We start from the raw sequence: 12,116 nt of genomic DNA, 5'->3' as shown, positions 1-12,116 counted from the left end.
GAAAAATAAGCTAAAATAAAGGCTTATTTTTCTTAAAGAGGAAACATGGATCAAAAACTACTCATAGAAGTTGGCACAGAAGAACTACCTGCCATACCTTTGCTTAAAGAACTTGATAATATCAGCAAAAAATGGCAAATCGTGCTTGAAAAATACGCCCTAGCAAGTGAATTTGAGTTTTTTTATACCCCAAGAAGATTAGTACTTTTTCACAAAAGCTTTAAAACTCAGCAAGAAAACAGCTTTGCTGAGTTTATAGGAGCACCAAAAGAGCTTGCTTACAAAGATGGTGTTTTAAGTGCAGCGGCAAAAAGCTTTATGCAAAAAACAGGTTTAAAAGAAAACGAGCTTGAATTTAAAGAGATTAAAGGCAAAGAAGTTTTATATCACAAAAAAGAAATTCAAGGTGTAAAAAGTAGCAAGCTCTTAGCACAAATGATAGAAGAATGGCTTAAAAGCCTTAATTTTGGCAAAACTATGCGTTGGGGTAATGGCGAGTATGAGTTTATCCGTGCGATTCGCTCTTTTGTGTGTATTTTAGGAGATGAATTAATCGAGTTTGAAAGTTATGGTGTAAAAAGCGCAAAAAAAAGCTTCGTGCATAGAAGTGTAAGCTATGAAGCCTTAGAATTTAAGACTATAGATGAGTATTTTAAGCTTTTAAAAGATAATTTTGTCATTCTTGATCAAGAGCGAAGAAAAGAAAAAATCCTTGCTGAATTTAAAGAACTTGAAGCAAAACACAAACTTAGTATCGCTCAAGATATAGAGCTTTTAGCAGAAGTTGTTGCTATCACTGAATACCCAAAAGCCCTTTTAGGTAGTTTTGAGGCTGAGTTTTTAGAAATTCCAAGTGAGGTTATCATCACTTCTATGCGTGAAAATCAACGTTATTTTAGCGTCTTTGATAAAAACAAGCTCAGCAATCATTTCATCGTTGTTGCAAATGCGGTATGCAAAGATTATAAGCAAATCATCATGGGTAATGAAAGAGTGTTAAGAGCAAGGCTTAGCGATGCGATGTTTTTCTGGCAAAATGATATAAAAACAGGACTTCAGCCGAGCAAGCTTTCAAATATCATGTATATGCAAGAGCTTGGCACCATGCTTGATAAGGTTGCTAGGGAAAAGAAAATCGCTTCATTTTTGTGTCAAAGTTATGATTTAAGCGAACAAGAGATATTAAAGGCACTAGATTATGCTAAATGTGATTTACTTACTCAAATGGTTTATGAATTTGGCGAGCTTCAAGGCGTGATGGGGTATTATTATGCTAAAAAGATGAACTTGAGTGAAGAAATAGCTGAGGCTATTAAAGAACAATACCTGCCAAATGCTGAAAAAGATCCTTTACCAAGTAGTGAGTTTTCAAGCATAGTTGCACTTTCTTATAAACTTGATACGCTTATGGGGCTTTTTAGCATAGGCAAAATCCCAAGTGGCACTAAGGATCCTTATGCTTTAAGGCGCGCTGCAAATGGGATTTTAAAGATTGTTTTTAAGCTTCAAAAAAGCTTAAAACTTAAAAATTTACTTGATAGCTTAAGCCTAAATTATAAAAGCTTTGATACAAGAATTTTATATGATTTCATGCTTGAAAGACTTTATACTTTTTATCCGGTAAATGCTTCTTTTATAAAGGCGGTTTTAAGCTCACAAAATGATGATTTACTTCACATTGATGCAAGCATTAAAGCCTTAATAGAGCTTAGCAACGAAGAAAATTTTAATGAAAATTTTACAACCTTTAAAAGACTTGCTAATATAGCAAGTGCAAACTCAGCCAAAATTGATGAAAAGCTTTTTGAACACAAGGCTGAAAGCACACTTTTTGAAGCTTTTAAGAAATGCGATTTAAACGCTAAACCTAAGGTGGTGCTTGAAAGCTTATTTGCTTTAAAACCTTATATTGATGATTTTTTTGATAAGGTGATGATTAATACTCAAGATAGCCAGATCAAAAACAATCGCCAAGCTTTAGTTTATAGTATTTACAAGGCTTTTTTAAATATAGCTGATATTAAGGAGTTGAGCGTATGAAAAAAATTATATTTATACTAGCATTTTTTACTTCTTTAAGTTTTGCTGATCAAAATTTAAGCATAAGTAAAGGACAAGCCGTTATTTTAGAATTTAGTAAAAAGGGCTTAGAAGAGATAAAAGCCAGCAAAGATGAGAAACAAGAGCCTAAAAAACAACGTTTTTTTGTTCATCCTACCGAGGATAACAAAGTCATCTTGATCTTTTCATCAGCTTATAAAAAGCCTATAAAAAAGGCTATGGTAACGGCATTTTATAGCAATAAAGAAAAATTTCGCTATGATATTTTAGGTGATGAGGGCTTTTATCCTCAAGAAATTCTTAAAGTCGCACAAAGCAAGATCAGCCCTCCTAAAGAAGCTTTAAAACGTATTAAAGCCGAGTTAAATGAAGCAAATGCAGTATATGCCAGCTTTACTGATGAGGCTTTGTTTGATGGCGAGTTTATCTTGCCTTTAAACTCAAGCATTACCAGCAAATTTGGCTCAGCAAGAGTGTTTAACAATACCCTTGCAAGCTATCATTCAGGAACTGACTTTAGAGCAAGTGTTGGCACACCAATAAAGGCTGCAAATGATGGTATAGTGCGTATCGCTAAGGATAGGTATTATGCTGGTGGATCCATAGTCATCGATCATGGCTATCAAATTTTTTCTCAATACTATCATCTTTCAGAGCTTAAAGTTAAGGTTGGACAAAAAGTTAAAAAAGGACAAATTATCGCTTTAAGTGGTGATAGCGGCAGGGTTACGGGCGCGCACTTGCATTTTGGTATTTTTGCTGGTGGCACCCAAGTTGATCCTATAGATTTTATTAATAAATTTAATGCTTTATTTACCCAGCAACACTCACACTGAGCAAGTTTGTAAATTTAAACCAAAGCCTTTTAAAGCGATAAAATCCTTATCGCAATTTTTACTTAAAAGCTTGATTTCTTCTATACCAAAAAAACGCAAAATTTGAGCTCCTATGCCGTAGTTTTTAAACTGCGAGCCTGTATTTTTTTGCATTTGCATAAAAACAAGTACACCGCCATTTTGACTTAAAAATTCGATTTGCTTTAAAAAATCACTGAATTCACTTGAAGTGAGAAGCTCAAAATCACTTCCACTTGTGTGAAATTTCACATTTTCACTCCTTCTTGGTGTGCCAAATACAAAAGCAATATGCGTGAGATTATTATGATCTTTAAAGCTGAGTTTTTTTGCCTTAAAGCCTGCTATTTCGCTTTGGCTTTCGCTTACAAGTTCGATTAAGCTTTCGTGCTTTAAGCGATATTCGATCAAATCACTTACTGCTATCATATTAAGTTTATGAATTTTGCAAAACTCTTCTAAATCCGCCCTTCTTGCCATATCGCCGTTTTCTTTAACGATCTCACAAATAACACAAGCTTCTTTAAGCCCAGCCAAATGACACAAATCAACCGTGCCTTCAGTATGTCCGGTGCGTTCAAGCACGCCACCTTTTTTAGCAATGAGTGGATTAATATGTCCTGGACGCACAAAATCATCAGCCCTAGCCTTTTCATCAGCAAAAAGTTTGATGGTTAAATTCCGTTCATACGCGCTCACACCAGTGCTTGCAGACTTAGCATCAACGGTTATAGTAAAGGCTGTTTCGTGATTTGAAGTGTTTTTTGGCACCATTAAAGGTAAGTCAAAATGCTTAGCAATTTGCTCGCTTAATGCCACGCACACCACTCCCCTCGCCTCTTTTATCATAAAATTTACCTTTTCTTGAGTGCTAAACTCAGCAGCAAAGATCAAATCTCCTTCATTTTCTCTATCTTCTGCATCTACCATAACAAGCATTTTTCCAGCTTTTAAATCCTCAATCGCTTGCTCTACGCTTACAAAAGCCATATAATTTTTCTCCTTATTTAATTTCAAAACGAAATTATAACCTAAAATCTTGACAATTATATTAAAATTGACTATAATCACATTTTAAAAACCTTTGATGGGGTATAGCCAAGCGGTAAGGCAACAGGTTTTGGTCCTGTCATTCAGGGGTTCGAATCCCTTTACCCCATCCACTCTTTTTAAATCTCTCATTTTACTGACGCGAAGTAGAGCAGTGGTTAGCTCGTCGGGCTCATAACCCGAAGGTCGGGAGTTCAAATCTCCCCTTCGCAACCAAGTATATCCTTACCTTTTTTAGTGTTTTTATTTTAAAAATTTAAGCACATTGTATTCAAAATGTTTCCCATTTGAAATATAGTTTCACAAACAATTTTCAAAGGAGAAAAAATGCTTAAAAAAATTGCTTTGGGCTTAAGCTTGAGCCTCAGTTTGCTTGCAGCTAAGGAGTATGAAGCAAGACTGGCTGGACATATAGTCATTAAGGCTGATGAAAAAATCAAGCCTCCAAAAGATGCGCCTGAGTTTTTGCATACTGCTGGGAAATTTTTTAATGGGACAAGAGAAGAAAAGCTTCATAGCTTTGAAGCCCAGTATCTGCCTCAAGATAGGATAAAAAATTTCAAGATTCCTTTTAAGGATCAAGCTGTGCAAGGTCATAGCGGGATCAAATATCTTGGCAATGATGAAATTTATATAATTACTGATAATGGGCTTGGCACTAAGGCAAATTCAGCTGATAATATGCTTTTTATTAGCAAATATAAGCTTGATTTTAAAAATAGCTCTTATCAACGTTTGCAAACTATATTTTTTAAAGATACAAACAAAAAATCCCCTTATAAAATCACACTTGAAGGCACAAAAGAGCGGTATTTAACTGGGGCTGATTTTGATCCTGAAAGCTTTCAAATCATTAAGGGTGAATTTTGGGTAGGCGAAGAATTTGGACCATTTTTGCTTCATTTTGATAAAAATGGAGTTTTAAAAGAAGTCTTTGAAACTTACGCGCAAGGTGCTAAGCTTCTTTCTCCTGATCACCCTAGCCTAGAGCTTAGCTCAAAACCTCAATCAAAGCAAGCCTCTTTTAATGTAAGACGTTCAAAAGGCTTTGAAGCAATGGCTAGTTCAAAAGATGGAAGCTTTCTTTATCCTATGCTTGAGGGTGCACTTTTTATAAACGAAGAGTATGAAAACGAAAAGGGTAAGCAATTTACAAGAATACTTGAATTTGATGTGGCAAAAAAGAAATTTACAAATAAGAGCTATAAATACTTTTTTGAAGAAAATGACCATGCTATAGGTGATTTTAACATGATAGATGAAAAATACGCCCTTGTCATAGAAAGAGATAATAGTTCTGGAGTGAAAGACAAGCTTTGCAAAACAAAGGATACAAGCAAGTGTTTTGAAAGTGCGGCTAAATTTAAAAGAATATATAAAATCAAGCTTGATGAAAAAAGTGGCATAGCTCAAAAAATAGCTTATATTGATCTCATGAAGATTAAAGATACTCATAAGCTTTCTAAAAAGCCCTTAGTTGATGGAAATTTTGTTTTTCCATTTTTTACTATAGAAGATGTGGATATTGTAGATAGTAGCCATATCATCGTGGCTAATGACAATAATTTTCCATTTTCTGATGCAAGAGAGCCAAATAAAAGCGATGATAATGAAATCATTTTGCTTGAGGTGAAAGATTTTTTAGAAGCAAGATAAGGTTTTAAGCAAGGATAAGGCATAAAACTTCTTTTTCATAGCTATTACTTATAAAGAAGTAGGTGTAAAATGCAAGCTTTCATTAAGCTAGGAGTAAGCAAGGCTTAGGTTTTAAGTCTTGCTTGAAATGAAAATTATATTTTATTTTTCAAGCTTCATAAAAAGCAAAGGATAATTCCTTCCTTGTGTGTCTTTCTCGCTTCTTTTGCTTATTTTAAAGCCCATATTTTGATAAAATTGCAAGGCTTTTGTATTAGCTTCATTTACAGCTAGCTCATTTACTCCTTTTTGCATACAAAAGTTAAGCAAAGCTTTGCCTATACCCTTGCCAAACATATTTGCCCCAACAAAAAGCATTTCAAGGCAATTTTGATTTGTGCCTGCAAAAGCTAGAATTTGACTTTCTTTTTTATAAATATATAATTTTTCTACATTCAAAAGATAGCTAGGGATTTCTTTAGCTATGGCTTGCAAGTCGTTTTGACTTATAAAATGATGACTTGCTCTTACGCTTGATTGCCAAATTTCAAAAAGAGTTTTTAACAAATTCTCATCTTTTTCTTTAATTTGTATAATCACAAAATCTCTCTTTGTCCCTTAGCATTTGGCTGGCTTAAAATGCCCTCATCGCTAAGCTGTTCGATGATATTTGCAGCTCTATTGTAACCTATATTAAGTCGGCGTTGCAAGTATGAAATGCTTGTTTTTCTATCTTCTAAAATTACAGCTTTAGCTTGCTCAAAAAGCTCATCTTTTGTCCCAGCACTACTTTCACCACTCATTGATACAGCTTGGCTTGAAGAATTATCTTTTAAGAAATTTTCATCATATTCTACAGCCTGTTGGGCTTTTAAAAAGTCTACTATTTTTTCTATCTCCATTTCACTAGCATATGGAGCGTGGATACGCACTAAATTTGAAGTTCCAGGAGGAGTAAATAAACCATCGCCCCTACCAAGCAAACTTTCAGCACCTTGAGTATCTAAAATCACCTTTGAATCAACCTTTTGCCCTACTTTATAGGCTAAACGGCTTGGTAAATTCGCCTTTATAAGCCCAGTTACCACATCAACACTTGGGCGTTGCGTAGCGACTATAAGATGAATTCCACTTGCTCTAGCCATTTGAGCAAGGCGAGCTATGTAAAACTCGACATCTTTTCCGGCTGTCATCATCAAATCAGCTAATTCATCGATGATGACTACTATAAAAGGCAGTTCTTCATTTGCTTCTAAGCCTTGTTTTTTAAGCTCTTTCATCTTGTCATTATAATTTTCTATATTTTTAGTCTTTGCTTCAGCCATGAGCTTATAACGTCGCTCCATCTCTGCAACCATATTTGATAAAGCATTTACCGCCTTTTTAGGATCAGTGATAACTGGAGTGAGTAAATGCGGTATATCATTATAAATGCTAAATTCAAGCATCTTTGGATCAATCATCATAAGCTTTAAAGTCTTAGGGCTATTTCTATACAGCAAGCTTAAAAGCATGGAATTTATCCCCACACTTTTACCACTTCCTGTAGTGCCAGCGATGAGTAAGTGAGGGAGTTTTTTAAGATCAGTGATAAAAGCATTGCCTACTATATCCTTGCCTAAAGCTAGGGTTAAAGGGCTTTTTGCATTTTTAAAAATCTCACTTTCTAAAATTTCTCTTAGATAAATAGTTTGAATTTGTTCATTTGGCACTTCTATGCCAACTACATCTTTGCCAGGAATTGGTGCTTGTATGCGTATAGAGCTTGCTTTTAAAGCCATAGCCAAATCATCTTGTAAATTTAAAATCCTACTTACCTTTACATCTGCACTTGGACGAAACTCAAAAGTAGTTACAACTGGACCTGTATAGGTACTTATCACATCGCCACCTATCTTAAAACGACGCAATTTCTCAAGTAAATCATAAATTTTCTTATCGATTTCTTGCTCGTTGATTTCAATTTTGTTTTGGCTAGGATTGACTAAAAATTCAAGTGAGGGCAGTTTAAAGTCCTTTGGAGCTTCAAGTTTGCCTTTTTCTAGGCTGTCAAGCAAGGCGGTGTTTGACTTAAGCTCGGTTTGAATATATGCTTTTGTGTGTTGAGTTTGTTCTTGATTTTGAGCTGAATTTAAAGATTGCAAACTTTGACTTGCTAAAACTTCTTGAGAGTTTTCTTTTGGCTGATACTCTTCAACTATAGGGATAAACTCTTGCTCTTTTGGTTCTTTTGGCTTTTCTTTTACCTCAAGCTCGTTAACTTCAAAACTAAAAGGCTGATCTGATTCTTGCTCGGTTTTAGCGCTTTGAATTTGCTCTGTTAAATTTGGCTCTTGTGTTGTTTCTTCTTGTTCTGGGCTGGTTATTTCTTCTTTGAGATTGATATTTTTTCTTTTATAACTTGGCTCATCAAAATTTGATTTGTAAGCTAAATTCATCTTAATCTCTTCTAATTTTTTAGGCTTTAAAAATCGCTCTGGCACAAAGGCTTCTTTTTTCATTTCAAGAGGATTTGAATCTTCAAATTCAAAACTTTGAGCGCTTGCTTTGGTAACAAAATTATGAATTTGCTTGTTTTGAGTAGAAAAAGCTGGCTCGTCTAAGGCTTCACTTAGGTTGCTTTCTTCTTGTTTGCTATCTTCTATCTGCTGTGGTTCTTGTTCGTTTATATCTTTATCTTGCAAATCCCTTTGAATAAAAACTTCAGCTTCTAATCCTTGCAAATCCTCTTTTTCAAGCTGCACTGACTCTGCTTCTTGCGTGTTAAAGTCTTTTTCTTTAAAAGTCTCATCTTGTGTAAATTCTTTCACAAGCTCTTCTTGAATATTTTCTTTAGTCTGTTCTTTTTCTTTTTCATTTTTACCGCCAAAAAAACGATACAAGATATGTTTTAATTTTTCTTCATAAGAAGCAAAAACCGAAAAATCAATCCTTACACCAAATACCGCTTCTATAAAAGCTGGAAAAAGCAAAATCAAAGCAAGTAAAAGCATAAGCAAAGCAAGTATCCCGCTTAAAACTCGCCCAAAAAGAGCCCCGATGATAGTATAAAGCACTTCAGGGATATAACCAGCCTCTTTGCTTAAAATTCCAAACAACAAAACACAGCCAAAAAAAGCTAGAAAAAGTCCTATGCTCTCGCGTCTTAAAATATTATCAAACTCGTATTTTCTTTTATAAAAAATAAAATTTAAAGGAAGCAAAACAAAAGGATAAAATAAAGCAAAATCCCCAAACAAAAAGAGATTAAACTCTCCTAAAATTCGAGAAATAAAACCCAAAGAATCAGGCATAATGCTAACAAAAGCTAGATAAAAAAGAGCAAAACTTGAGATGATAAAAATGAGTTCTTTTTTGATTGTGTGTCCTTAAAGCTAAAAAATCATAGCCGTATTTTAGCATAAAATCAACTCACTTTGCTAGTATTTTTATCACTTTTTATGCCTTTTTCTGTGCTATAATCACGAGTAAAATTTCAAAAAAAAAGGATAAGTGTGAAAGACGAACTTTTTCGTAAAATAAGCACCAAGCAATTTGAATTTGATGAGAGCGTGGCTAGCGTTTTTGATGATATGATACAACGATCCGTGCCTTTTTACAAACAAAATGTAAAGCTCATCACACAACTCATCGCTCATCTTGCGCCTAAAAAAGCCCGAATTTGTGATTTGGGTTGCTCAACAGCTTCTTTACTTTTTGAACTCTTTTCCTTGCAAAAAGACTTTGTTTTATGTGGAGTAGATGAGGCTGAAGCTATGCTTTCAATCGCTCGCAAAAAGGCTAAAGCTTTTAAGGCTGAAATTTCGTTTTTACAAGGCAATCTTAACGAGCTTGAGTTTAAGCAACACGATATTTTTATCGCAAATTACACCTTGCAATTTATACGCCCTTTGCAAAGGCAAGCTTTGGTTGATAAAATTTATCACAGCTTAAATCCTAAGGGCTTTTTTATCTTAAGTGAAAAGATTGTGTATGAAGATGCTGTTTTAGCTAAGCAAATGATAGATATTTACGCTGAATATAAGCAAGAACAAGGCTATTCGCATTTTGAGATCGCCAAAAAAAGAGAAGCTTTGGAAAATGTGCTTGTGCCTTATAGTGAAAAAGAAAATATCACTATGCTTGAAAATTCAGGATTTAAAAAAATAGAAAGCTTTTTTAAATGGGGAAATTTTGAAAGCTTTATCGCTTTTAAAGATTAAGACTTCATTATTATGAAGTCTTAAAAAAGGTTTAGAATTTCTTCTTTTGCACATCGCTGAGTATGTCTTTGGCGATATTATTAACAGTATCAGAAATAACAGAACTATCATTAGCAATCTTCACATTATCTTGAGTTACACTTTCTATATGAGCTACACTTTCATTGATTTGAGTAATACCTGCAGTTTGTTCTTTGATAGATTCAGCCATATCATTGATGGATTGCACAAGTAAGTTAGTATTTGCTTCTATCTCACTTAAAGACTTTTGTGTTCGCTCAGCTAACTTTCTTACTTCATCAGCCACAACAGCAAAACCTCTTCCATGTTCTCCAGCCCTTGCAGCTTCTATAGCTGCATTTAAGGCTAAAAGATTGATTTGATCAGCTATATCTCCTATGATACCTGTGACATTTTTAATCTCTTCACTTTGAGTGATGACATCACTTGTTTTTGTCGAGACATTTTGCATAGAAGAAGTGATTTGTTCTAAAGCTGCTGCTGTTTCTTCTAAAGAATGAGCTTGTGAGTTTGAACTTTGAGTGAGGGTATTTACAGCTTCTTGAAGTTTGTTTGATTCTTCATTGAGTAAATTAGCAAAGTCAGATGAGGTTTTAAGCATTTTTACGATTTCATCGCCTAGAGTGTTAGTTGTGATTTCTACATTACCACTTGCATTAGGAATTTTATTTCTAAAGTCTAGGTTTTTATACTGCTCAAAAATCTCATGAATGGTATTCATATTTGAACCTACTCTATGCTGTAAGACATCAAGTAAGCGATTTAATACATTTTTAAGCTCTATGAGTTGAGGATTACCCGGATTTGCTGTGATTCTTGCTGTTAAATCGCCGCTTTCTATCACTTGCACGGTTTGCACTGATTGTTGGACGGAAAGTTTGTCTTGCTCAAGAGTTCTTTGAGTTTTGGTTATATTTTCATTGATTGCCATTCCCATTTGTCCAAGCTCATCTTGAGCGTGAATTTTAACAGTATGAACTTTAACATTTTCGTGGTTGATGTAGCGGAAGAAATTCAGCAAAGTATTAAGCACTACGCCTATTCTTGAAGCGATAATTTTACGCACAAGGATATAAAGAATAACCCCAATAACCACTAAAACGGCAATACCAATCAAAGCAATATCAATTTGCAAGCTTCTTACATTTGCTAGCACCGCACTTTTAGGAGCTGTTGTTACCATATACCAAGTGCCGATATTTCGTATGTTAAAACCTTTGATTGAAAGTATGGATTCAACATTTTCGCCCGTAAGATAATCGTCCATAAAAGCAAGATTTTCATTACCATGGATAAGATCAAGAACTTTTTGAGCACTTTGAGTATTTGGGTTAAATTCTTTAAGATTTTTTCCTATAGCGCTTGTATTTATATGTGCTGCTATGACGCCCTCTTCATTGATGATAAAACGCAAATCGCCTTCATACATTTGAAATCTTGGATCTGAAATATTATCTGCTAAAGATTTAAGATCGACAATGAAACCGATCACACCTATAATTTCATCATTTTTTGCTCCAAAGATAGGATAGACTATATTTACTCCATAGAATTTCTTTCCATCCAACTCCATCATTCTAGGATTACCTAAAACTGGAACTTTATCTGCTAAAACTTTTGGAACAGATCGTCCTGTAAGCACAACATCATCAGCATCAACAACCTTTACCCCACCTCTTGAAGTTGGGTTTTCATCACGATAAAACATCATAAATTTATTATTTTTACTGATGAAAGCTGAGTCTTGATCTTTAAATTCAGCACTTGGATTAAGTAAATGCAAATACGCAAATTCGATATAATTACTTGCATCAACAGCTGAAATAATGCTAAATTCAACCTCATCTACACTCATCGTTTGTGAAATAAGTCCTGATCTGATGTTTTGACTTGAAGACTCAAGTAAGGTTGTAAGCTCTTGAAAGATACCTTCAGCAAAATTTGCGTAGCGATTTACTGAAGCAGTGAGTATTTTTTGCACATCTTCATCTGTAGTTGCTGTTACCCTAGAAGAAATGGTAAAAAGCATAATAAAAATACCCAAAGCGACAAGAACAAGCACTGAAGATATAAGCTTTGTTCCTATATTTAGATTGTTGAAAGACTTCATCTTTTTCCTTTTTTGTGTAGTGAGTTTGTTAAATCGAAAACGACGAAAATTATCATATAATCGCACATTTTCAAAAAATTGCAAGATTATATCACGAAAATATTTAAAGTTTGTTTTAAAAAGTAAAATTTTAATAAAAACTTTTTCTTCCTTTACAAACACTCTTGGTTACAATAAGTCAAA

The 12,116-nt window shown here is 34.3% G+C and carries 8 protein-coding genes and 2 tRNA genes; 6 read left to right on the top strand and 4 right to left on the bottom strand.

The genetic code is table 11. The annotated features are described in order from the left end of the window. The first annotated feature begins 45 nt into the window (after positions 1-45). Together glyS and CQA38_RS06645 are read left to right on the top strand one after the other, a co-directional pair. On the top strand, positions 46-2,040 hold the full coding sequence (gene glyS / locus CQA38_RS06650; protein WP_137633208.1) for a glycine--tRNA ligase subunit beta: 1,995 nt from the start codon (positions 46-48) through the stop codon (positions 2,038-2,040). Then, positions 2,037-2,897, top strand: coding sequence for a M23 family metallopeptidase (locus CQA38_RS06645; protein ID WP_137633207.1), 861 nt, complete (start codon positions 2,037-2,039; stop codon positions 2,895-2,897). Before glyS ends, CQA38_RS06645 begins: the two co-directional genes overlap by 4 nt. Here CQA38_RS06645 and CQA38_RS06640 read toward each other — a convergent pair. Then, positions 2,889-3,905 (bottom strand): bifunctional 3,4-dihydroxy-2-butanone 4-phosphate synthase/GTP cyclohydrolase II, encoded by a 1,017-nt coding sequence (locus CQA38_RS06640; protein ID WP_137633206.1) that lies wholly within the window; start codon positions 3,903-3,905, stop codon positions 2,889-2,891. The genes CQA38_RS06645 and CQA38_RS06640 overlap by 9 nt on opposite strands. Before the next feature lie 98 nt (positions 3,906-4,003). Here CQA38_RS06640 and CQA38_RS06635 point away from each other — a divergent pair. The 3 genes from CQA38_RS06635 to CQA38_RS06625 all read left to right on the top strand — a co-directional run bounded on the left by CQA38_RS06635 (position 4,004) and on the right by CQA38_RS06625 (position 5,621). Further along, positions 4,004-4,078: transfer RNA gene (locus CQA38_RS06635), tRNA-Gln, on the top strand. Positions 4,079-4,105: 27 nt separating this feature from the next. Next, a tRNA-Met gene (locus CQA38_RS06630) sits at positions 4,106-4,181 on the top strand. Between the two features lie 111 nt (positions 4,182-4,292). Further along, on the top strand, positions 4,293-5,621 hold the full coding sequence (locus tag CQA38_RS06625; RefSeq protein WP_137633205.1) for an esterase-like activity of phytase family protein: 1,329 nt from the start codon (positions 4,293-4,295) through the stop codon (positions 5,619-5,621). Positions 5,622-5,762: 141 nt separating this feature from the next. Here CQA38_RS06625 and CQA38_RS06620 read toward each other — a convergent pair whose 3' ends face one another. Both CQA38_RS06620 and CQA38_RS06615 read right to left on the bottom strand, forming a co-directional pair. After that, complete coding sequence (locus CQA38_RS06620; protein WP_137633204.1) at positions 5,763-6,200, bottom strand: GNAT family N-acetyltransferase; 438 nt, start codon at positions 6,198-6,200, stop codon at positions 5,763-5,765. Further along, entirely contained in the window at positions 6,197-8,893 is a 2,697-nt protein-coding gene (locus CQA38_RS06615; RefSeq protein WP_137633203.1) for a DNA translocase FtsK, read from the bottom strand. The genes CQA38_RS06620 and CQA38_RS06615 overlap by 4 nt, the downstream gene beginning before the upstream one ends. A 201-nt stretch (positions 8,894-9,094) precedes the next feature. Between CQA38_RS06615 and cmoA the strand changes: the two genes are divergently transcribed. Then, positions 9,095-9,802 (top strand): carboxy-S-adenosyl-L-methionine synthase CmoA, encoded by a 708-nt coding sequence (cmoA, locus tag CQA38_RS06610; RefSeq protein WP_137633202.1) that lies wholly within the window; start codon positions 9,095-9,097, stop codon positions 9,800-9,802. A 31-nt stretch (positions 9,803-9,833) separates the two neighbouring features. On the opposite strand, the gene CQA38_RS09430 is transcribed toward cmoA, so the two are convergent. Next, on the bottom strand, positions 9,834-11,933 hold the full coding sequence (locus tag CQA38_RS09430) for a methyl-accepting chemotaxis protein (RefSeq protein WP_283202095.1): 2,100 nt from the start codon (positions 11,931-11,933) through the stop codon (positions 9,834-9,836). Positions 11,934-12,116: the final 183 nt, after the last annotated feature.

The organism is Campylobacter sp. MIT 12-5580, assembly GCF_005406235.1.
GTDB lineage: Bacteria > Campylobacterota > Campylobacteria > Campylobacterales > Campylobacteraceae > Campylobacter_D.
This window is presented reverse-complemented; position numbering and strand designations above follow the sequence as displayed.